This is a genomic window from Helicobacter monodelphidis (genome assembly GCF_003288845.1).
Lineage (GTDB): Bacteria > Campylobacterota > Campylobacteria > Campylobacterales > Helicobacteraceae > NHYN01.
In genome coordinates, this window is record NZ_NHYN01000025.1 from 1 (window position 1) to 23897 (window position 23897).

Annotated in this window: 20 protein-coding genes and 1 pseudogene; 12 read left to right on the forward strand and 9 right to left on the reverse strand. The window is 35.5% G+C overall.

Annotated elements, in window-relative coordinates; genetic code table 11:
• Positions 1-1154: 1154 nt before the first annotated feature.
• Entirely contained in the window at positions 1155-2513 is a 1359-nt protein-coding gene (locus CCZ01_RS08835) for an SLC13 family permease (protein ID WP_112052856.1), read from the reverse strand.
• A gap of 218 nt (positions 2514-2731) precedes the next feature.
• Between CCZ01_RS08835 and rsmA the strand changes: the two genes are divergently transcribed.
• The 5 genes and pseudogenes from rsmA to CCZ01_RS08860 all read left to right on the forward strand — a co-directional run.
• A complete protein-coding gene (rsmA, locus tag CCZ01_RS08840; protein WP_112052872.1) occupies positions 2732-3535 on the forward strand; it encodes a 16S rRNA (adenine(1518)-N(6)/adenine(1519)-N(6))-dimethyltransferase RsmA in 804 nt (267 codons plus the stop codon).
• Positions 3519-5510, forward strand: a complete 1992-nt coding sequence (locus CCZ01_RS08845) for a ribonuclease J (RefSeq protein WP_112052857.1) — start codon at positions 3519-3521, stop codon at positions 5508-5510. The genes rsmA and CCZ01_RS08845 overlap by 17 nt, the downstream gene beginning before the upstream one ends.
• Before the next feature lie 14 nt (positions 5511-5524).
• Complete coding sequence (locus tag CCZ01_RS08850) at positions 5525-6481, forward strand: KpsF/GutQ family sugar-phosphate isomerase (protein WP_112052873.1); 957 nt, start codon at positions 5525-5527, stop codon at positions 6479-6481.
• A gap of 11 nt (positions 6482-6492) precedes the next feature.
• Positions 6493-6732, forward strand: a complete 240-nt coding sequence (locus CCZ01_RS08855) for a DUF2443 family protein (RefSeq protein WP_112052858.1) — start codon at positions 6493-6495, stop codon at positions 6730-6732.
• 148 nt (positions 6733-6880) lie between these two features.
• Positions 6881-6985, forward strand: a pseudogene (locus CCZ01_RS08860) (transposase); the annotation flags it as partial.
• 524 nt (positions 6986-7509) lie between these two features.
• Here CCZ01_RS08860 and CCZ01_RS08865 read toward each other — a convergent pair.
• The 5 genes from CCZ01_RS08865 to flgA all read right to left on the reverse strand — a co-directional run bounded on the left by CCZ01_RS08865 (position 7510) and on the right by flgA (position 13752).
• Positions 7510-8013, reverse strand: a complete 504-nt coding sequence (locus CCZ01_RS08865; protein WP_112052859.1) for a hypothetical protein — start codon at positions 8011-8013, stop codon at positions 7510-7512.
• Between the two features lie 321 nt (positions 8014-8334).
• Positions 8335-10290: an NAD-dependent DNA ligase LigA gene (gene ligA, locus CCZ01_RS08870; protein WP_112052860.1), complete on the reverse strand. Its 1956-nt coding sequence runs from the start codon at positions 10288-10290 to the stop codon at positions 8335-8337.
• A 199-nt stretch (positions 10291-10489) separates the two neighbouring features.
• Complete coding sequence (locus tag CCZ01_RS08875) at positions 10490-11953, reverse strand: hypothetical protein (protein WP_112052861.1); 1464 nt, start codon at positions 11951-11953, stop codon at positions 10490-10492.
• A 1-nt stretch (position 11954) separates the two neighbouring features.
• Positions 11955-12719: a 3-deoxy-manno-octulosonate cytidylyltransferase gene (kdsB, locus tag CCZ01_RS08880; protein WP_112052862.1), complete on the reverse strand. Its 765-nt coding sequence runs from the start codon at positions 12717-12719 to the stop codon at positions 11955-11957.
• Between the two features lie 124 nt (positions 12720-12843).
• On the reverse strand, positions 12844-13752 hold the full coding sequence (flgA, locus tag CCZ01_RS08885; protein WP_181566383.1) for a flagellar basal body P-ring formation chaperone FlgA: 909 nt from the start codon (positions 13750-13752) through the stop codon (positions 12844-12846).
• 110 nt (positions 13753-13862) lie between these two features.
• On the opposite strand from flgA, the gene fliL reads away from it, so the two are divergent.
• From fliL to CCZ01_RS08905, 4 genes are read left to right on the forward strand one after another with little or no spacing between them, the layout of a single operon-like run.
• Entirely contained in the window at positions 13863-14396 is a 534-nt protein-coding gene (gene fliL / locus CCZ01_RS08890; RefSeq protein ID WP_112052864.1) for a flagellar basal body-associated protein FliL, read from the forward strand.
• Positions 14397-14404: 8 nt separating this feature from the next.
• Positions 14405-14797, forward strand: a complete 393-nt coding sequence (acpS, locus tag CCZ01_RS08895; protein WP_258437168.1) for a holo-ACP synthase — start codon at positions 14405-14407, stop codon at positions 14795-14797.
• The gene (gene murG / locus CCZ01_RS08900; RefSeq protein ID WP_112052865.1) at positions 14794-15837 is read left to right on the forward strand and encodes an undecaprenyldiphospho-muramoylpentapeptide beta-N-acetylglucosaminyltransferase; all 1044 of its coding nucleotides are present in this window, start codon (positions 14794-14796) and stop codon (positions 15835-15837) included. The genes acpS and murG overlap by 4 nt, the downstream gene beginning before the upstream one ends.
• Positions 15838-16746 (forward strand): RluA family pseudouridine synthase, encoded by a 909-nt coding sequence (locus CCZ01_RS08905; protein WP_112052866.1) that lies wholly within the window; start codon positions 15838-15840, stop codon positions 16744-16746.
• 130 nt (positions 16747-16876) lie between these two features.
• Here the strand turns inward: CCZ01_RS08905 and prpD are convergent, their stop codons facing one another.
• From prpD to prpB, 3 genes are read right to left on the reverse strand one after another with little or no spacing between them, the layout of a single operon-like run.
• Positions 16877-18334 (reverse strand): 2-methylcitrate dehydratase, encoded by a 1458-nt coding sequence (gene prpD, locus CCZ01_RS08910; protein WP_112052867.1) that lies wholly within the window; start codon positions 18332-18334, stop codon positions 16877-16879.
• A 41-nt stretch (positions 18335-18375) separates the two neighbouring features.
• On the reverse strand, positions 18376-19521 hold the full coding sequence (prpC, locus tag CCZ01_RS08915) for a bifunctional 2-methylcitrate synthase/citrate synthase (protein WP_112052868.1): 1146 nt from the start codon (positions 19519-19521) through the stop codon (positions 18376-18378).
• 9 nt (positions 19522-19530) lie between these two features.
• On the reverse strand, positions 19531-20403 hold the full coding sequence (prpB, locus tag CCZ01_RS08920; RefSeq protein WP_112052869.1) for a methylisocitrate lyase: 873 nt from the start codon (positions 20401-20403) through the stop codon (positions 19531-19533).
• Positions 20404-20792: 389 nt separating this feature from the next.
• Here prpB and CCZ01_RS08925 point away from each other — a divergent pair, with 389 nt between their 5' ends.
• Genes CCZ01_RS08925 through CCZ01_RS08935 form a run of 3 tightly spaced genes read left to right on the forward strand, consistent with a single transcriptional unit; the run spans position 20793 to position 23752 of the window.
• A complete protein-coding gene (locus tag CCZ01_RS08925; RefSeq protein ID WP_112052875.1) occupies positions 20793-21794 on the forward strand; it encodes a DctP family TRAP transporter solute-binding subunit in 1002 nt (333 codons plus the stop codon).
• A gap of 11 nt (positions 21795-21805) precedes the next feature.
• Positions 21806-22417 carry a TRAP transporter small permease gene (locus tag CCZ01_RS08930; RefSeq protein WP_112052870.1) on the forward strand — a complete coding sequence of 204 codons (612 nt, stop codon included), beginning with the start codon at positions 21806-21808 and terminating at the stop codon, positions 22415-22417.
• Positions 22418-22438: 21 nt separating this feature from the next.
• Positions 22439-23752, forward strand: a complete 1314-nt coding sequence (locus CCZ01_RS08935; RefSeq protein WP_112052871.1) for a TRAP transporter large permease — start codon at positions 22439-22441, stop codon at positions 23750-23752.
• Positions 23753-23897 lie beyond the last annotated feature (145 nt).

Sequence of the window (23897 nt, forward strand, 5' to 3'; positions counted from 1 at the left end):
CTTAGAGGTATCGATACTTCATTTCGATATATTCAAGCTTGTAAAGTGCCAGATGATGAAGAATATGATGAGAAGGGGCAATGCTTTCTTTTTGACATAAAATCTAATATAAAATAATAGAGAGAAATCATGTTTAATAATCTAAAATTACCAACTTTGAGAGAATATCCACATTTTATAACCACTAAACTTGCCAGCATAGACACACAAAGAATGGAGCAAGATATGGATAGAGTTATTAAATATAGCAAAAAACATAATCTATACTACATTACTAATCAAACTACCAACATTACCAAAACTCATTTGATTTTGGTTTAGACTTTAGAATCTTTAGCAAGAGTGCTAAGCAAATAGAAATAAAACATAATAATTTCATTAATTTAAAATTAGAGGTTTTGTAATGGCAATATTTTATTTTACTATGATGGATACTATGGGATTTAATTTCTACAATCGTGGAAGTATAAGCATATTATTATTTTGGATATTTTACTTTTTCATATTACCATTTTTGATTGTTAGATTGAGTAAAATTAATTGCATTCATAATATTTTTGTTCAAATCCTTTTATATTAGGCTTAATCGTGAGTTATATTGGTTTAATAGTTTTTACAGTAATATATTTTTATTTTTTACATATTATCAATTGGTGGTTAGCGGGAGCTTTACATAATCCTCTTATATTACTTATGATATATTTGAGTGAAAAAAATAAAAAAGCATATTCAACAATAAAATCAACAAGTATTTTTATAGGGAGTGTATGTATTTGTTCTTTATTGTTGATAGATATGGCTTTAGTTAGTCCCTTGCTTTTTATGTTTGCAGGGTATCATTAATCAGTCTTGGAGGTAGATAATGCAAACCAGCACACAGGACAAACATCAAAACTCATTCTATTTCTTATTGAATAATGAGTATATTCATCAACCTTAAAAGTGGAAGGTTTCAAATTATGATACCAAAAGAAAAGGATACTTAAAACTTCATATTAAAATAATAGCACAAATATTATTTATTATTATTTTATAAATTATCACTAATTCAATTCCGCCTTTCTAGACTAGCAAATAAAGTAAAATAGATACACAATGGCACAAAATTACTTAAATACACGCAAGAATTATCCCTAAAAACAATCAAGAATCCTCTAAATTTTAATCACCCCCAATAAAATGCCCGACACCAAACAAATAATACTGATTGCCCAAACCCATAGAAAAGATGTCTTAATATGCAAACGAATACTCACACCTGACAAACCACAACCAAGTAAAGTTGCTGGAACAACAGGGCTAATAAAAGTAGCACAGTTACGACAAACAACCATCACAATCCCAAGCGTAATTGCATCAATGCCAAAAGCCTGTCCGACACTTGCTACAATGGGCAAAATCCCATAAAAATAAGAGTCTGTGCAAAAAATCAATGCCATAGGAACAGCAAGAATACCTATAATCAACGCTAAATAAGCCCCTAGAGATTCTGGCATTAATTCTAATATCAGTTGTGCCATCAATTTCATTATCCCGCTCTTATCAAAAACACCAATTAAAACACCCGCAGCAAGCAGTGTTGTTGCCATCATCATTGCTGCTGAAGAAGCCTCTTTAACAACTTTATCCTGCTTTTTCAATTCCGTGTAGTTAACACACAAAGCTACTGCACTACCAACCATAAAAGGAAAATAGATAGGCAACCCAGAAAGAAGCAATAACACTAAAACAAATAATGCAATAATAATATTTATCCAAAATTTTGGATAAACTCTTACCTCAACATCTAAAATATCTCCTGATTTAACCTGCATTCCAGCACCTCTCCTTTTTTCCACAAATCCCATATATAATGCTAAAATCAAGGCTAAGACTAATCCAACTGCCTGCATAGGCATAATTTGAAACCATAAATCCATTGCATCTGTCTGTGTAATTGTTGCAACTCTTAAAGTTGGACCTCCCCATGGTAGGAGATTCATAATCCCCATAGCAGCAGTAAGAATCAACATAAGAGTTGTAGGACGCATACCCAAACGCTGATAAATAGGTAATAAAGCTGGAATTGCAATAAGAAATGTAGATGCTCCAGAACCATCAAGATGAGCAATGACTGCAACAAAAACACTCAAAATAACAATTGCATAAATATTTGATCCACTCCTCATAATTAAAGCATTAATAATTCGTTCAAATACACCCACATTTCCCAAAATAGTAAAAAATAAGATAGAAAAGATAAAAAGTGCTGTTGTTTCAGCAACGCTGGCAACCCCTGCCGCAATGACCCCTTTCAGCTCCACTAAACCAAAAACACCACTTTTGATTCCTAATACCTGACCAATTCCTAGATGAATACCAAACACACTCAAACTTTCCAATCCTACTAAGCCAAAACCTACAATACTAGAAATAATAATAAAAGTAACTTGTGGTGAAGCCTTATCCATCAATAAAACAACAACCATCAGAATAAGGCTTGCGAACCCAATAATCGCTAAAAATTCCGACATTCTCTTTTCCTGAACATAATTAAATTTTCCAGATACTCATCTATCTGAAAGAATATCTTAAAATAATTGTGCTTAAAAAGCCCAATTCTATTCGGAAAAAATGAATAAAAACTTATTAATTTTTCTGAATATCCAAAATAGCCACATTGAGCAAAGTTGCTCAAAAATTTAAGCTTTGTATGCTATAATTTAGGTAAGCTATGAGTGAAAGTAGGCTTATGAAACATAAAGCAAAAAAGTGTTTTGGACAAAATTTTATCAAAGATGCCTTTTTTCTAGACAAAATTATCGAATCGATTCCCTCTTATGCCAAAGAATGTGGCATAATTGAAATAGGGGCTGGATTGGGTGATTTAACCAGTAGGTTACTTGACTGTGGAAATTTGTTAGCGTATGAGGTGGACAAGGATTTAACCCACCATCTTTTGAATAAATTTAGCACGGATTTAAAAAGCCACCGTTTAGAATTTGTTTTTTGCGATGTTTTACAGGTTTGGAAACAACGGAATCATTTAAGAGATTCGCCCTATATACTTGTTTCTAACCTTCCCTACTACGTTGCTACGACTTTAATTTTAAAGGCGTTGAGGGATTCTTTTTGTCAAGATTTAATTGTAATGACGCAAAAAGAGGTCGCTGAAAAATTCTGTGCAAAAAGTGGAAAAAAAGGTTTTTCGCCTTTATCGATTATAACTGAAAGTGTTGGAGAAGCGACATGGATATGTGATGTTCCGCCACAAGCATTTGAACCTCAACCAAAAGTTGATTCAGCTCTTTTCAAAATACATAAGCAAAGGGAGATTGTATTTGAACCTTTAGAAAAAGTCATTAAAGTCGCTTTTTGTATGCCACGTAAAAGATTATTTCATAATCTGACAACACACTTTAGTCAAAAAGATGTGCAAGTGGCATTTGAAACTTTAAATCTTCCTTTAAATATTCGTGCGCACGAGCTAACAACACAGGATTATCACCAACTTACTAGAATACTAAGAGGAGAATATTATGATGAACAAACCTGAAGCAGAAAAGAAGGATATTAAGCCTAAACCAGAACCACAAAAAAGACGTGCATCATCTTATGCAAGAAGTGGAAGCAATATAGGCAAGGATAGGCAAACCGAAAGACCAAAAGGGAGTTTACAACAAAAACGTCATTCATCACATTCAGAAAATAATCCACACGCAAATGTGAATCGCAAAAAACTTCCTCCATCTCCTGCAGAAAAAAAAGAAAATGATGCCACCTTATACCACAACTTAAAGCGAGGAGTTGAAGTAAATGACAAAGTGCAAAAAAACCGCCTACAATCCTACCATAAAATTGATACACATTCAAAAGGAAAAGTAAGAATTACACCACTTGGTGGATTAGGGGAAATTGGGGCAAATATTACGGTTATCGAGACAGAAGAAAGTGCTATCGTGATTGATGTAGGAATGAGTTTTCCTGATGAAAGTATGCATGGGGTCGACATTCTCATTCCAGACTTCAATTATTTGGAGATTATCAAAGATAAAATTGTGGGAATTATCATCACGCACGCACACGAAGATCATATCGGAGCTATGCCCTATCTATTTAAAAAGATGCAGTTTCCAATTTATGGAACTCCCCTGCCCTTAGGTATGATTTCAAGTAAATTTGATGAACATGGATTAAAAAAATTTCGATCCTTGTTTCGCGTTGTTGAAAAACGTAAACCCGTTAAGATTGGTGATTTTGAGATTGAGTGGATTCATATCACCCACTCCATCATTGATTCTTCTGCACTTGCTATTCGCACGGATGCGGGTGTTATTTTGCATACTGGTGATTTTAAAATTGACCACACACCTATTGATGGCTTTCCAACAGACTTACACCGTCTAGCACATTACGGCGAGGAAGGCGTACTTGTTATGTTGAGTGATTCTACAAACTCTCACAAAGCGGGTTATACTCAAAGTGAAGCCACCGTTGGACCAACTTTTGACAACCTTTTTTTAAAAGCAAAGGGACGTGTCATTATGAGTACTTTTAGTTCTAATATTCACCGCGTTTATCAAGCTATCGAACATGGAATAAAATATAATCGTAAAGTCGCTGTTATTGGACGCTCTATGGAGAAAAATTTAGAAATTTCTCGCTCCTTAGGCTACATAAATATCCCTCAAAATGTATTTATCGAAGCCCACGAAGTTGATAAATATACTGATGAAGAAATTCTTATCGTAACAACAGGCTCTCAAGGTGAAACAATGAGTGCACTCTATCGTATGGCGACTGATGAACATCGTCACATTAAAATCAAACCAACGGACTCTATTATCATCTCTGCAAAAGCAATTCCGGGCAATGAGGCGGCAATTTCAACCGTCATCAATCATCTTATGAAAGCTGGTGCAAGTGTAGCATATCAGGATTTTAGTGAAATTCATGTTAGCGGACATGCGGCACAAGAGGAACAAAAACTCTTATTACGTTTAATTAAGCCTAAATTCTTCCTACCTGTACACGGGGAATATAACCATATCGCTAAACACAGGGATACAGCCATTAAGTGTGGTGTTCCAGAAAAAAATATTCTACTGATGGAGGATGGCGATCAAATTGAAGTTGCACCCACTTATGTTCGCAAAGTTAAAAGCATCAAAACAGGCAAAAGCTATATTAACAATCAAGTAAATCGTGAAGTTGAAAATGATGTTGTCTTAGACCGCCAAAAAATTGCTATTGAGGGTGTTGTATTCATTGCTGCAGAGATTCTTGCAGCAGAGGGTAAATTCATTGATAGGCCAAAAATCAGCACATTAGGAATTATTGGACACAAGGAAGAACGTTATTACATTAAAGAATTGGAGGAGAGTTTACAGCTATTTTTAACAGGTTGTCGCAAAGAAGCACTCAATAATATTCGTACGCTTGAAAATGAAATTAAGATGCTTTTACGTAAACAAATTTTCAAGAAAACTAAAACTTATCCTACAATTATTGTTTCTTTATTTATGCGTTAGAGGTTAAGATGGGAATGTATTTGGAAAGTTTCTTAGAAGTTTTGAGAATTGAATCTCAAGCATTACAATCAGCTGAACTTGATGAGAATGAGATTCAAAAAGCAATTGATCTCATAGAAAAAAGTAGCGGAAAGCTTGTGATTAGTGGTGTGGGAAAATCCGGATTAATTGCAGCAAAAATTGCCGCAACACTTGCAAGTACAGGGACACCGAGCTTTTTTATCCATCCCACAGAAGCTATGCATGGGGACTTAGGTATGCTACAAAGTAATGATATTTTTTGTGCCATCAGCTATAGCGGTGAAACCAATGAGCTTATTGCAATTCTACCTCATCTCAAGCGACTTAATATTCCGCTTATCACAATGAGTTGTTCCAAAAATAGCTCCCTATCACAAAATTGCGATGCATTCTTATCTATTCGTGTCAAGCAAGAGGCTTGTCCTCTTAATATTGCACCTAGTGCCTCAACAACCCTAACCCTTGCGTTAGGTGATGCCCTAGCCATCACACTTATGAAAAGGCGAAATTTCACCGAAAGCGATTTTGCATCTTTTCATCCTGGTGGTTCACTTGGCAGACGCTTATTTGTGAGTGCTAAAGATATTATGAGGACAAAGAATCTTCCGATTGTAGAACCAGAATTACCCCTAAAGGAAGCCATTGTTATTATGAGTAATGGCTGTTTGGGGAATATCATTCTAGCACGAAACAATCAGCTTTGTGGCGTGTTGAGTGATGGCGATTTGCGTCGTGCAATGATGAGACAAGATTTTAGCTTAGAATCTCCTGTTCAGCAATATGCCACACTCAAACCATCTTATTGCGATGATTCTAATCGTTTGGCAATTGACATTTTAGAAGAGATTGAAAGTAAAAAAATTCAGTTTTTGGTAATTACTGATAAAAATCGCTTAATTCAAGGTGTCATCCACCTGCATCATCTACTAGAAGCAAAAATTAAACAATAGGGGAGAAGAAAATGTTTGATAGAATTGATGAAATTATTCGTGAAATTGAGAGTGCACGTGAGGAGATTGAAATTCTTTTAAGTATGGCAAAAATTTCTTTTATTGATTATGTAATGCTTAAAAGGGGCGAAGAATCAATCCCAAACCACGTGGGCAAATGGCAAATTCAACAAATTGATATGGAAGTTTCTCGTATGAAGGAGAATATTGAGCTTTTAGAGAAAATCAAAAAAGAAGTTTTAACTTGGTGATTTTATCTCTTGCAAATTAAAAGGATAAAAGATTTTAAGATTTGTTTATCTCCAAAAGGTGAGTGGAAATAGTTTCTAAGATTCAAAATGGCAGAGGAATCAAATCTTATCTATTTCATACTGATAAAGCGTGGAGAAATACTAGATTCATTTCATATTTACAAAAACATTTTGGAGTGATGGATTTTTTGTTTGTTCTATAGGCGAAGCAAACCCAGAGACTATAAAGGCTTATATAGAGAATCAAGAATAATCGGCTAACGCCGATAAGCATTCATTCCAAAGGCTAAAGACCTTTGGGATTTCTGCTAGAGATTGGTTAAAATTAAGCTTCAATTAAAAACTAATCAGCTACAATGATTCCAAATTTTACAATAAAGGTAAAAAGTGGAAAATAATAAAGAAAACAAATCATTACACGCACTGATCGCTCTTTTAGTAGCATTATTTTTTGGTCCTCTGGGTAGCTTTTTGATGTTGTGGCTAGTGGCTAGTTGCTCGTTGGAGTCTTGCTAGATCTATCATCACTCCTTTAACTTATATAGCTATTATGATTATCCCCATGTTTTTATTCTTGATTATTTTTCAGAATCCCATTGCTGTAATTATAGGCTATTTTATAAGCGTTGTTGCCTACCTGGCATTAATTGTCGTTACCTACAGAGCTGTTGCAAATTCTTGAATGCCCAACCACTTGCTTTCACAAAATCCTGTGATAACCCCTAAAACTACTTATTTTTTAGCCACAACAACCATTCAAGGCAAGTGGCTAAAACATTACATATTTTTGATTGTTTTTGCTATGCGGTTGTATCGAATGCCAACATAAAATAAAAATACAATAGTGGCAATCAATGCGATAAAAGCAAGAAGTGCTCCAATACTCTCACCAAACACTGTACCAAATAACCAATATGTTATGAACAGATGAAAAAATGGAGATAAAATAATCATTAAAAATAAACCAATAAATAATGATAACTTGCTATCTTGATAATAGCCTTTAGTAAAATTTCTTAGTATTTCTACTCGATAAAATCCATTTTTCATATTCTTTGCAGCAATGGCAACTTCATCACCTTCTTCTAAAAGTCCTGAATTAACATGTTCAAAAGCTTTTCCATCTAGTTTAAAATGCGCATGTCTTTCGACACGTGTACTAACATAGCTACGACCACTACTATTCATCGAACCGCTTGTAACACCAACTTTACTCATTCCCACTTCTGTAATCTTGCCCCTAAAAATTTCATCACCCAGAAAAAAGCCATAAACACTCATTAGTTATTTCTTATTGAATTTTTCGCATTTTACCTAATTAGCTTTAATTGAATCTGAAACAACAAATAGCCTAGCCACTAAAAGTGGCTGGATGATTTAAGCCATCAAAGTTTTTTAATGTTGCTACTCCTTTCATAGATTTGATTTAATTGTTTTTGAGTTTTTCTAAAGTTATTGCTTAACTTTTGATTTTTATTTTTAGATTCTAGTTTAATCCTTACTCGCCTTGAATTTTTACGCATAAGTCTTTTGAATTTATCGTTATATTTTTTAGCATTGACTTTTTTTGATTGTAAATGGTTTATGCACACTTCAAAATAACTATTGCATAATGAGCTTATCAAATTCTCCCTCGCTAAGAATCTGAATACCTAACTTTTGGGCTTTCTCTAGCTTACTTCCGCCATTTTCTCCAAGCAACAAAAAATTTGTTTTTTTAGAAACTGTATTTGAAACTTTTCCACCCAAGACTTCAATTTTTTCCACAAATACATTCCGCTCCTTTGAAAGTGTCCCTGTGATAACAAAAATTTTACCATTCAAAACTAAACGGCTAGAATCTAATCTTTTTTGCAAAGCACTAGGCTGAACAATATGTAAAAGCGTTTGAATTTCTTGTGTATTCACACGACAAAATTCAAGCAATGAATTTGCCATTTCTTCACCAAACCCATCAATACTCATTAAGCTTTCTTTATCTGCCTTATAAAATTCTAGTCCAAATTCTTTAGCAAGTATTTTTGCTGCCGCTTCTCCAATATGCTCAATCCCTAAAGCATGAATAAAACGCCATAGTTCACTTCCCTTACAAGCCATAATAGAATCTATAATATTCATTGCTTTTTTTTCTTTGAATCCCTCTAAAAGCAATAGTTTTTCTTTAGTTAATTCAAAAATATCTTTAAAATCTGTGATTAAATTTTCCCTAAAAAGTTGCCGTATAATTTCTTTACCCAACCCATCAATATTCATTGCTTTCTTGCTAACAAAATGGATTAAAGCATTCTGGATACGCGATGGACATCGAATGTTTTGGCACTTAATAAGAGCTTTTTCAATCAATAGTTCACTTTTGCACTCTGGACAATGTGTAGGAGAAAGAATCTCTCTTTCACTTCCATCACGGCGATGCTCATAAACTCTAACTACTTTTGGAATCACATCTCCACTGCGAATCACACTAATCAAATCGCCGATTCTTAGCCCAAGTCTCGCAACTTCATCAAAATTATACAAAGTAGCACGTGCAACAGTCGCACCCTCAATATGCACAGGCTCAATATTGGCAACCGGCGTAATCACGCCACTTCTACCAACTTGTAAATCAATACTTAATAAACGCGTTGTTTTTTCAATAGCTGGAAACTTATATGCAACAGCAAAACGTGGCGACTTAATGGTGTATCCAAGCTCCTTTTGATAGGAGCTTTCATCAATTTTAATCACAATACCATCAAGCATCATCGGATAAAAATCTCTCTTTTTTAAAACAAGCTGATAAAACGTCTCAATTTCATTCAAATCCATACATACTTGTCGATTTTCAGGTGCTTTAAATCCCCAATCCACAAGCATTTCAAGCTTTTTACTCAAGAATTCAGATTCAAGCTGAGTGTATCCAACGCCCCAAGCAATAAAAGACAGAGATCGTTTAGCGGTGATATTTGCATCTAATTGCCTCAAGCTCCCTGCTGCCGCATTTCTAGGATTTGCAAAAGGTGCAAGATTCTGCTCTAAACGTTTTTGATTCAATACCTCAAAATCATCTTTCAAAATCACAACTTCGCCACGAATCTCAATTTCCCCTAAAAAGGGTATTGTTTTTGGAATATTGGAAATTGTTTTTGCATTATGTGTTACATCTTCACCCACTAAGCCATCACCACGCGTTGCTGCAAAGACTAATTGACCTTTAGAATAAAATAAATTTAAACTCACGCCATCAAATTTCGCATCACATAAAAAATGAGGGTTTGCCACCTGCTTTTTAATACGTTTAATCCATAATTGTAATTCCTCTATATTAAAAACATCCTCTAAACTCCACATTCTTTCTTTGTGGGGTTGCTTATTAAATTCCTCTAAAACCTCCCCGCCAACAGATTGTGTAGGGGAATCGGGGTGAATTTTCTCCGGATTCTCTTTTTCAAATTGCACAATCATTTGGTAGAGATAATCATATTCCTCATCACTCACAAGTGGAGAATCCTCTGTGTAATAAGCCCTTGCGTAATCTTTTATTTTTTGAACATTTTGGTTATATTCATCAAAATCCATTACTATGCCTTTTTATAAATAAATTAATAGTTTATCTCTTAATTAATCGCAAATTACCCAGACATTTAAAAGCACCTATGTTGTTTATTCTAAAATAGACAATTAATATCAAGACTATTTAAGTCTTCTTTGTTCGATATCCTTTGTAAGCTATTTTAAAATTCATTTCCTTTTTCTTAAGATATATTTTTTATAGTTTCTATAAAATCTCTCTCATTGCATCTATAAATTCTTCATCCGTGCAATGAGAATTCAGAAAATGATCAATGCCCAATTTTTTTCCCTGTGCCATTAAGTTAGGTGAAATCTCCCTTGTTAAAAGACAAAAAATTGTTGGATGCACCTGACTACTCTTCTCCCTACGATACCGCTCAATAAAAGGATAGCAATTTAACCCCAAAGCCTCAAATTCAATAATCATCAAGTCGATGCGGTCAAAAACACCTTGTTTAGACATTTTTGGTGGATTAAAAATCTCCTGTGGGTCACGCATAATACGAATTTGTAATGCTTTATCAAACTTTTCTAATAATTCTTTATTACTTGTCGCAACATCAAGACTACTCCGAACCAAAACAATATTTTTTGTGCTAATTGATTCCATATAATTTAATAAAGCAAATAACTTTTGTGCCTCATCACCAGCTTTTTCTTGGTCAATGTTGCGTAAATAATATTTCAAGAATGTTTTAGAACTATAAGTACCAACAATCCCGGACTTAATAAAAAAATTCCTTACAAGTCGACTCTGTTTTGCCTTTGTCCAAAGCGTTTTATCAAGTTCTGCAGACTTAACATTCAGAACACGTAGCAAATGTTGTTCAAATTCTTTAACAGTTGGCTCGTAAGACTCCCTAAAAATAGCAAAAAACCGCTCCACAAAAATAACTCTTACTCGGACAAGCTTAGCCACCAAATCGCGTTGTTTTCCTAAAAAATAAACTAAATCAGCGTACCTTTTCCGCATAGCTTTGAGATTCTTCTCAAAGACAGCGAACGACTTTGTCTTTGAATCCCATTTTTCTAATTCTCGCTCCCTTTCTTTAATTTGCAAAGCAAGGGATTTTTCCTGTACGGCGGCTTGATTAATGCGTCCTTTAATATAGGCAATTTTTTCTATAAGTGCAACATATTGTGGTTGTTGCATTAAAAAAATCTTCTCATAAGCATACTGTACCGAATATCCACTTTTGGTTTTAAATTCTGTGTAATAACGAAAAATCTTATCTAATTCTGATTTTAATGCTGCAAGTGGCTTATCAATCACATTAAAATCAATATCGTGAATGTCATTGTAAGCAGTTAAAAGAAAACGGCGCATTTTTAAAAAATCCTCTTCCGGAGATTCAGGAGATATATCTTGATAGTTTTGGAGTAAGGAACTAAAAGCTGAAAAATAGTTAAATAAACAATCATGGACATCCTTTGTTACTTCCAAATAAGCTAAGTAATCAGGCCTCTCCTGCTTATAATTTGGAATAACACTCAATACTTCATTTTCTTTATTTGTTTCAAAAGAAACTTCCAAGCCCTCAAATAAAGCTTCATAATCATTATCTTCTACAACATCATAACTGAAAGTATAAATTTTCCCATTTGCCTTTATCTCAGCAGTTTTCTCCGCTTCATGCATATAACGCACAACTCCTTTTAATCGCGGCATTCTAATATTCCTCCTCTTTAACATTAAACATCTGCAATGCACATTGTAAATCTTGCATCGTATCAATACCAAAAGAATGGCTCTCTACTTCTAGCATCGCGATATTATAGCCATAATGCAAAACCCTTAGCTGTTCTAATCTTTCATATTGCTCTAGATGCGGAATAGGCAAGGAACAAAAATGTTGCAAAAAATCTGCCCGATAACCATAAATCCCAAGATGCCCATAATAAGAAATTTCTTCTGGATTCTCTCTCACAAAAGGAATAAGCGAACGCGAAAAATATAGGGCATATTGATTTTTATCAAGTACAACCTTAACAAAATTTGGGTCTCGTGCTTGCTGTAAGGAGATTTTTTTATACGCACTTGCCATCAAAACAGGAGTTTGACTCAATGGCACTGTCTTAAAATCACGCAATAAAGAATCCAAGTAGCAATGTAAGTCATTGATAACATGAGGTTCTAAAAAAGGCTCATCACCCTGCACATTAATAATAATCTCATTATCTGCTAATCCTAAGATTTGAATCGCTTCAGCCAGTCGTTCACTGCCACTTTGATGATGCTTAGAAGTCAAAATACATTCAATTTGATTAGACTTACAAATATCTACAATCTTTAAATCATCAGCCGCAACCACAACTTCATGACCAGTTTTTAAAGCAACAAACGCCGTACGAACAATCATAGGGATTCCACCAATCGGATAAATAATTTTTTCTTTAAAACGAGTGGATTCTAATCTCGCCGGTATAATAATCAACCCATACCCCCTAAGCTCTCAACCGTCTAAGATAAATTTTGTTTTCCAAAATATTATATCTAAAAAAACCTTTAGTATAAGCTTGATTTATTCATAAAAGCGAATTCTTATATAACTAGAAAACTTATTTTATTTCTACTTTTCCCTCACTAATTACGCGAACATCATAGGATTTATTTGTGCGTGGATTCTTGATTCTTATACTCTTTCCAACTGCCCCATCTTGCTGTGCAATTCCATCAAAACTTAACATCACTCCACCCTCACTAACTTGCACAAACACAGGATCACCGCGTCGAATCACAACCTTTGGAACTAAATCACTCTTAAGCAGTAACGAACCCTTGTTTGTATAAGACCGGATAGAATACAAACCCACATCCTTTCTCTCCATCCACTCACGCGTAACGCGTTCAAAAGGAATACGACTAATTTCAACTTCTCTTAGACCAACAACATCACCACTTTTGAGTTTAACCGCACTCACCAATGCTTCAATAGTTGCTTCAATTTGAAAACGAAAATAAATCTTCCTCCTCTCTCCTTCCTTTGTTAAAAAAATTGCCGGGAATGTCCCGCTAGAACGACTATGCAACTTCTCTGGAAATTGGTATTCCTGAAAAACAAAATCCTCTAATTCTACAGAAGATACGGGCGTAACAATGACATCTTGGATTAAAATATGATTTTTTTTAAATTTCTCTAAATAAAAAGGGGCAATTTTCTCCTCCAAAAAAGGAACGCGTTCCTTTTGTACCCTTAAAAACTCAATAATATTCGAACGTGATTTCACAATAATGCCATGTTCTTTAAATTTATCTACAATATCAGAACTTTTAGCACGATACAAATTCACACTATTCGCGACCTTAAACAATGGAAAAAGCGGAGCATCTTTAAGTATATCTTGCGAAGTAATGACATTATCTTTGAAATCATAACGTCTTTGCAATAATTGTTCTGAAGATTCTTGTTCTGCCCACAAAATCACCATAAAAGCACAGATTAAAAGATGAAAACGAAAAAATTTCATTAACATCACCCCCCTTTTGTTAATTTGTAAAAAATTATTGTCATTTTAATAAGACATTATAGGCTTTTTTTATATAATTCTCTTTTAAAAAGTCAAAGGAGTAGCAGTAAATGGCTGATGAAAAAAAACCTGAAGAGGCGGCGGGTGGCGGAAACAAAATGATAATTATCATCGTTGCGGCGGTGGTAGCACTTTTGTTGATTATTGCGGTTGTGGTAGGTATCATATTAATGTCAGGGGGTGGAGAAGAACCCCAAGCACAGCCAACAGCACAAGCAAATGCTGGTGGTGGGGGAGGCAACCCTGCTGCAAATATGCGTTCTGGAACAAGCTATTTAAGTTTAGGACCCATTTATGGACTTGACCAACTGATTGTTAATCTTTCTTCACAGAGCGGAAGAAGATACCTTAAAACAACAATTAACTTGGAGTTAAGTAGCGAAAAACTAATGCCAGAATTAGACACAAAACGTCCTGCAATTCGCGATACTTTAATTAGTGTTTTATCTTCGAAAACAATTGAAGAAATCTCTACTGCAAAAGGTAAAGATAAGCTAAAAGATGAACTTGTAGAACGTATTAATGAATCTTTAGTTGATGGAAAAATTAGCAATTTATTCTTCACAGAATTTGTAATTCAATAAGGCTAATTTTGCAAATTGGCATAGATATTGCCTCCATTGCTAGAATCAAACACTTTATCAATCGTTTTAACCAAAAAGCATTGGATAGATTCTTAACAAGCAATGAGCAGACACTTTATGGGACACAACCCCAAAAAGTCGCCTCTGCGTGGGCTGCAAAGGAGGCTTTTTCTAAGGCTTTAGGGTGCGGAATTTGTGCTAAATGTGGTTTTTTAGATATTGAGCTATTCCGCAATCAAAATGGACAGCCCTATCTTGTTTTATCTCCACGCATTCAAGATTCTTTTCAAATTCGTTCTACCTCTATTTCAATCAGCCACGACTATGGCTTTGTTATTGCTGCTGTAATTGTTGAATGTAACAAGAATTCAATATTTTTGGACTCAAGGGAAAATCAATGAATATTTTATTCACAGGTGGTGGTACAGGTGGGCATTTAAGTGTTGCTAAAAGTGTAGCTGAAGAGATTCATTTGCTTGGAACACACAAGCTTTACTATATGGGTTCTACACGCGGACAAGACCAACAATGGTTTAAAGAAAGCCCGTTATTTAAAGAAAAATTCTTCTTAGAATCTGAAGGCATTGTCAATAAAAATTTATTTACTCTTCCTAAAGCCGCGTTTAAACAATATAAAGCAGCACAACAAGCCAAAAAAATCATACAATCCTCACAGATTCAAGCCGTTTTTAGTGTAGGCGGTTATTCAGCAGCACCAGGTGCTTTTGGGGCAATCCTTAACCACACTCCCTTATTTATCCACGAACAAAATGCTCGTATTGGATTACTCAACAAAACCCTAAAACCTTTTGCAAGAGAATTCTATTGCTCTTACACCAAAGATTCTCCGCTTAGAAACTATCCCGTCTCAAAAGTCTTTTTTGACACACAACGTCAACGCACAGAAATAAAAAAAATTATTTTTTTGGGAGGTTCACAAGGGGCAAAATTCATTAATAACTTTGCACTAGAAATAGCTCCAGAACTCCAAAAAAGAGGAATAAAAATTATTCACCAATGTGGAAAAAATGAGATTGATGACTTAACACAAGCTTATCAAAAACAAAATATCGCACCCACACTCTTTGCATTCAGCCCTAATCTACATTCATTCATTCAAGAAGCTGATTTTGCAGTTTCTCGTGCAGGGGCTAGCTCATTATGGGAACTCTCTGCAAATGGATTACCAAGTCTCTTTGTCCCCTACCCATATGCTGCAAAAAATCATCAATTCTATAACGCGGAATTTCTCGTTAAACAGAATCTTGCCTACCTTACATTAGAGAGTGATTTGGATTGTGCAAAATTACTGCATATTATTGAGGATACTCAAACCCTTGCAAAACAAAGTCAAGGCTTGATGGACACTATCCAAAAAGGCGGTGCAAAGGATATTGCAAAAAGTATTCTTGCCCTTAATCAAGGATATAACAGAAACTAAATGGGCTTTTTACAACAGAAATTTTTTATTTCTTCTCCCACTCCAGCATTCTTATTTTTAATAAAAACCTTCAATATCTCTCAAAAAGAAGCCCAACGTTGGATTGATAAAAAACGGTTAAGGACGGCAAATCACCATATCTGTAAAAAAGGTGAAACCCTTATGGGTGAAGTTGAAATTACATTATTCAAACCCGCCACTACCATAGAACAACCTTTCTTTCGCACACCTTTTTTTACAATTTTTAACAAACCAGCTAATCTACTTTCTCACCCTAAAGGCTGCTTTGAATCCATTTCTATGCTAGATAGCATTTATGCAATTCTTGGAAAAAATGCTGTTTTAACACATCGACTAGATAAGGAAACAAGTGGCTTACTACTTGTTGCACATAATGCGGTAATCGCCAAAGAAATTGGGTATTTATTTATGAACAGACTCATTCATAAAACCTATCTTGCGTGGGTAGAAGGTTATGTTAAATCCACACAAACAATCTCCCTTCCACTCCGTAAACCAAAAAAAGAAAAAGATTTATCCATACGCATGCAAATTGCCCAAAAGGGTGAAGGCAAAGAAGCAATTACCTCCATCTACCCACTCACTTACAACCAACAAACAAATTCTACACTCGTTCGTGTTATACCTAAAACTGGCAGAACACACCAAATTCGCATACATTTAGCAACAATTGGACATCGAATTTTAGGCGACCCTCTGTATGGTATTCCGGATGCACATAGTCGCTTATATCTAGAATCTAATCTATCTTGCACAGACTATGAAAAATACTTTGGTGCAAAGCGTCTAATGCTCCATGCATATGGACTGGAGTTTCCATTCAGGGATTCTTATTTTCATCTCATTTGCCCAACAAATTTTGACAAAAAAATACTACCGAGTAAATAAATAAGAGATTTACATAATTCTTAAGAGGTTGTTTTTGGAACTTTTATGCTTTTCATGCACAATTACCAAAAACAACTAGCTCTGCATAGAACATTAAAGAGTAAGCATTCTAAAACATTTTTTACAAAAATTAATTCAATGCAAACAAATCGCTGAATTCATTGAAAGGCATCGCCTCTAATTCAGACTGATTTGCACAAATTTTCTTAATTTTCTCACATTTTTTGGGGCTTAGTTTGCGAGAAATATTGCGTTCAAATTTAGCAATGAGAACAGGAATCCCCTCACTTCTACGACGTTTATGTCCGATTGGATAATCAATCTCTACTTTTTCACTCTTTGTCCCATCTTTGTAGAAAATTTGTACAGCATTTGCAATAGAACGTTTATCCGCTTCCAAATATTCCTTCGTATAACGATCATCCATCTGCACTTCCATTTTATCCCTCAACGCATCAATACGCGGGTCATTAGCAATAGAATCTTCATAGTCATCAGCCGTTAAGCGTCCAAATACAAGTGGAACAGCAACCATATATTGAATACAATGATCTCTATCAGCCGGATTTGCTAGAGGTCCTACTTTATTAATAATACGATGTCCAGATTCTTGGGTAGTAATCACGATTTTTTCAATAGAATCAAGCTTATTTTTCACTTCATCATGTAGTTTTAAAGCACATTCTACAGCAGTTTGTGCATGGAATTCAGCAGGAAAACTAATCTTAAAAAGCACATTCTCCATCACATAACTACCAAAATCTTGAGGCAATTTAAGCTTTTGCCCTTTCATTTTCACATCTTCAAACCCCCAAAAACTTGCGGATAATGCACTAGGATATCCCATTTCACCGCTTAAAGCTTTCAAGGCAAGATTCACACCCCGACTACTTGCATCGCCTGCCGCCCAACTTTTGCGTGAACCTGTGTTGGGTGCATGACGATATGTACGCAAAGCACCACCATCAATAAAAGCATGACTAACAGCATTACGTACTTCTTCAAAATTTCCACCAAGCATTGCACAAGCAACTGCAGTCGAAGCAATACGCACTAAAAGCACATGGTCTAATCCCACTTTATTAAAACTATTTTCCAAAGCCAAAACGCCCTGAATTTCATGTGCTTTAATCATCGCTGTGAGAACATCTTTAACAGTGAGGGGCTTTTTACCCGTGGCAATATTTTTGCGACTCAAATAGTCTGCAACTGCCCAAATTGCACCCAAATTATCACTCGGATGTCCCCATTCAGCAGCAAGCCAAGTATCATTAAAATCAAGCCATCGCACCATTGCACCCACATTGAATGCTGCTCTCTCTGGCTCAAGCTGATAGCTTGTTCCCGGAATTTTTGCACCCAATGGGCGGAATTCCGCTCCCTCCACAACAGGTCCTAAAAGTTTTGTACAAGCAGGGAACTCTAAAGCAAGAAGCCCACAACCAATCGTATCCATTAAACAATATCTCGCTGTTTCATAAGCAAGAGAAGAATTGATTTTATAGTCCACTGCATACTGTGCAATTTTTGTTAAAATCTCATCAAAATCTGGCCTTTTTGTATCCAAAATACCCATATCAGCACTCATCTTAAAAACTCCTTGTAAAAATATATAAAAGTAAACTAAATCTAACGCTTATCCATCGGCACAAATTCTCTATTTTCTGGCCCAATGTATTCAGAACTTGGACGAATTAACTTATTATTTGCACGTTGTTCAAAGACATGTGCAATCCAACCAGCAGTACGGCTAAAAATAAAAATAGGCGTAAAATATGAAGTTGGAATGCCCATAAAATGATAAGCAGATGCACTATAAAAATCAAGATTAGGGAATAATTTTTTCTCGTCCCACATCACCTTTTCAATCGCCTCACTTATAGGATAAAGCCCTTTTGTGTCCTTGACATCATCGCTTAACTTCCTGCTCCATTCCTTAATAACAACATTTCTAGGATCAGCAGTAACATAAACACGATGCCCAAATCCCATAATCTTATCTTTATTGCTAAGCTTTTTATGGATACCATCAATCGCTTCTTGAGGAGTTTTAAATTCAGCAATTAAATCCATTGCCGCCTCGTTTGCCCCACCATGTAAAGGACCTCTTAAAGCACCAATCGCCCCTGTAATTGCTGAATATACATCAGACATTGTTGCCGTAATTACACGTGAAGTAAAAGTTGAAGCATTAAATTCATGCTCTGCATACAAGATTAAACTAACATGCATAGCTTTAACCCATAAATCTTTTGGTGGAGTTTGATGCAATAATTCTAGGAAGTAGCCACCGATGGAATCCTGTGTAGAATCTGTTGAAATTTCTTTTCCACTATGGTGATAATGATGCCAAAAAGTAAGAATTGAAGGAAAAATTCCGAGCAAACGCACAGCAATTTTTTGTTGGTCCGGAAATTGCATTTTAAGTACATCTAAATTCTCTTGCTCCAAGCAACCCAAAACTGAACAACCCGTCCTCATAATATCCATAGGGTGAGCATTTTTTGGTAAAAGCTTTAATGCCTCTTTAAGCTCCTTTGGTAAAGCTCTAGCTGCTTTTAACTCTTGCTTAAATTCTGCAAGTTGGCTTTTATTTGGCAACTCATCGCGTAAAAGCAAATAAGCAACTTCCTCAAATTCACATTCTCTTGCTAAATCATAAATATCATAACCACGATAATTTAATCCATGCCCTGTCCCAACCGTACAAATTGCTGACTTTCCAGCAACCACTCCTGCTAATCCACCTACTTTTCCTTTTGCTGCTTCTCCCATTTTCTCTCCTTATTTTTTAAATAACGCATCAAGCTTCTGTTCAAAAGCGTGATAACCTAACATTTCATATAAATCAACGCGTGTTTGCATTTTTTCAATGCTATTCTTTTGCGTTCCATTCTGGATAATGTCTTGAAACACTTCCAAAGCAGCTTTATTCATTGCTCTTGCAGCAGAAAGCGGATATAAGACCATAGAAATTCCAACAGTCTTTAACTCCTCGGTTGTAAAATAGGGTGTTTTTCCAAATTCTGTAATGTTAGCCAATACCGGAACTTTGATGACATCTGTGAATTGTTTGTATTCTTCTAATGTGTGAATTGCCTCTGCAAAAATCATATCTGCACCCACTTCCACATAAGCTAAAGCACGTTCAATAGCAGCTTGTTGTCCTTCACTTGCATGTGCATCAGTTCTTGCCATCACGACAAACTCAGAATCAATCTTTGCATCAACTGCCGCCTTGATACGATCGCACATTTCTTCCTTACTAACAAGCTCCTTGTTAGGGCGATGCCCACATCGTTTTTGTGCAACTTGATCTTCAATGTGACAACCTGCGGCACCACTACGAGTTAAATCCTTAATGGTGCGACTAATATTAAATGCTCCGCCCCAACCCGTATCCGCATCAACAAGTAGGGGTAAATCGCTTGCTGCGGTGATTCTTCGCACATCAATGCACACATCCTCTAAAGAACTGATTCCAAGGTCAGGAAGTCCTAAGCTCATTGCCGCTAATGCTCCGCCACTCAAGTACAATGCTTTTGCACCGCTTTTTTGTGCCTGTATCGCTGAATAAGCATTAATCACGCCTATAATTTGCAAAGGGTGATTTTGTTTTAGTGCTTCCCTAAACTTTGTTCCCGGACTTTTGTTCATCGTATCTCCTTTCGTCCTTTTAAAAGCTAAGCAATCTAGCAAGTTTATTCTAAAGATATTTGGATTAAATAACCTTAGAAATATCCAAATAAAAGTACATTTTAAAGGTGAATGTGTAAAAATGATACAAACATTTATTGCAAATATCGACAATCCCAAAATATCTAGATATACTCAAAGTCAAATTTGTCATTAACACAAAAATTACATCGATACATACAAAATTCCTCAATATGTGTATTTTTGTAACAAATAAACAAAGTTTTAAGTTAGAGTTAGTCAACCGACTTGAAAAAAATTCAACAAATTCTTGATATAATCTCTCATCTATTTTATATTTTTTGGAGGATTCAGTGAAAAAAGTTTTATTTACTCTATGTTTAGGCTTTATGTTGGCCTTTTCAGGTTGTGGAGATTCAGAAGGAAAGAATTCAGGTTCTGCCTCTAGTAATGACCCTAACAAGGTTTATGTAGTGAAATTTGCTCATGTTGTGAGTAGTGGAACACCTAAAGGAAAAGCAGCTGATTTATTCGCTAAACGTGCGGGAGAATTGAGCAATGGGCGTTTAAAAGTTGAGGTTTTTCCATCTGCACAACTCGTTGATGACGATAAGGTTTTTATGGAATTAAAAAGAAATAATGTCCAAATGGCAGCTCCAAGTTTCTCAAAATTCACACCTCTTGTTAAAGAGTTCAATCTATGGGATATTCCTTTTATTTTTCGCGATAACGACCATTTGCATCAAGTGATGGACGGCGAAGTTGGGCAGATTCTTAAAGATAAGCTTATGGCAAAAGGTTTTGTTGCGCTTGAGTATTGGGATGCAGGATTCAAGCAATTTAGCACAAATAAAAAACCCATTCTCCTACCAGAAGATGCTAGAGGACAAAAAATGCGCATTATGAGTTCAAAGATTTTGGAAGAACAAACAAAGGCAATTAGTGCGAATCCACAAGTGATTAACTTTGGCGAGGTATATTCAGCATTGCAAACAGGTGTTGTGGATTCAGCAGAAAATCCCCTCTCAAACCTCTACAATTCTAAATTTTATGAAGTGCAAAGCTCCATTACCCTTTCAAATCATGGCTACTTAGGATACTTAGTTGTTGTTAGTGAGGCTTTCTGGAAAGAATTACCAGAAGATTTAAAAGAAGTGTTCAATCAAGCAATGAGTGAAGCCACAAAATTTGAACGAGAAGAATCTCTCAAAGATGAAGAAGTGTTGTTGCAAAACCTTAGAGATTATGCTGCAAAAACAAACAAACTTACAATCTATGAATTAAGTGCAGAGCAAAAACAACAATGGCAAGATGCAATGAGAACCATTTATCCTAAATTCTATGATATTGTTGGTGAAGACCTCATTCAAAAGACACTTGACACAAAATAAGGATAACATTTATGCTTAGTTTAATCAAGAAGCCATTTTACTTTGCACACAAAAGCCCAACTGTCAACAAGGTTTTTCAGATTCTTGATGTGATTATTGCTTCAGTCAATAAGAATGTAGCAGTTGTGGGCTTAGCACTAGGAGTTATCATAACAGCTGTCAATGTATTTATGCGAACAATCAGTTCTTGGTATCCAGAGATGGGTTCTATTACTTGGGGTGAGGAAATGGCAAGGTATTGCTTTATTTGGAGTGCCCTATTTGGTGCGGCTTATGGATTCAGAAAAGGTGTACATATTTCTGTTATGGTCGTTGTCGAACGTTTCCCGCCACCTTTGGCTAAAGCATGCGTATTGTTTTCGTATGTTTTATGCTCCATTTATCTTGCATTTATGTGTTATGCAGGTTTTGATGTTGTTTACTTAAATTATGAATTAGGCGTTAGTAATGAGGCAATTCATGATGTGCCATTGTGGTATTTTTTAGTTTGCTTACCTATTGCTTTTTTAGGTGCAACTTACCGCGTGATTGAAAAGATTTATGAAGTGTCTTGGATGGATGCGAATCAAGTCGTGAAAAATACACAAGACGAGATTATTCATGATACCGCAATTAAAGATTAATTTTATTTTTAAGGTTTTTTGATGAGTGTATTATTTCTGTTTGTTGTTTTATTTGGGTTAATTCTTATTGGCGTTCCTGTTGCAGTTGCATTAGGGATTAGTTCTGTAAGTGCAATGCTTCTCTTCACAAGCCACGATATTTTAGCTATTCCCGACACCTTTACAGCAGGCTTTAAATCCACACTGATGGCAATCCCAATGTTTATCTTAGCAGGCTCTTTACTGAGCAAAGGAAGTTCAGCACAACGAATTGTTGACCTTGCAAAAGCGTTAGTTGGGCATTTACCTGGTGGCTTAACAATGAGTGCTATTTTAGCGTGTATTATCTTTGCTGCTGTGAGTGGAAGTTCTCCGGCAACTGTTGTCGCAATTGGTTCTGTGATGTTTGTTGCCTTAAAAGAAGCAGGTTATCCAAAAAGTTACGCTGTTGGTGCAATTACCTCGGCAGGAAGTTTAGGAATTTTAATTCCACCCTCTGTCGTGATGATTGTCTATGGCGTAACAGCAAGTGGTTTGAGCGACTTGAGTGGCAAAACAATTACCGTTTCTATTGAGGAGCTTTTCAAAGCAGGAATTATTCCGGGCTTAATGATTGGTTTTATGATGATGCTTTATGCTTATATTGGAGCAAAGAGATTAGGTTTTCAAGCAACGACTCCCGAAAAAATGAGCGTACGTATTAAAAAGTTTTTTGATGCATTTTGGGCATTACTGATTATCTTTGTTGTGATTGGTGGAATTTATGGCGGATTCTTCACAGCAACAGAAGCTGCTGGAATTGCATGTGTGTATGCATTTCTCGTTTCTGTTTTTGTTTATCACGATATTAAATTAAAAGATATGTATGGCGTTTTTTTAGATGCGGCAATTACAACGGCAATGATATTTCTCATTATCGGTTCAGCAGTCGTTTTTGCACACTTTTTAACAAGCGAACGCATTCCTCATATGATTGCTGAATTCTTGATTGGGCAAAATATGAGCTGGTGGATGTTTTTAATTGTTGTCAATATTATTTTATTTATCATGGGGCAATTTATGGAACCTAGCTCTGTGGTGATGATTATGACTCCTTTGCTTTTACCTATCGCCGTGAGTTTAGGAATTGACCCGATTCACTTTGGTATTATCATGGTTGTTAATATGGAATTAGGTATGATTACACCGCCTGTTGGGCTGAATCTTTTTGTAGCAAGTTCCTTAACAGGGCTTGATTTGAAAGATGTTACCGTTTCTGTTATCCCATGGCTTTTGATTATGATTGTTGGGCTAATTGTAGTTACTTACATCGAAGAAATCTCTTTGTGGCTACCCTCATTGAGTCGCGTTTATTAACAATGATTATTTAAGTAGGTTAATTAATGGATGCATAAATAAAATAAGCCCCCCAAGAGGGGAGCCTAAGGCTTAAAACAATTCTTAAGAAGACTACTGGAGTAATCTTAAGATATTTTGTTGTGTTGCATTCGCTTGACTCATC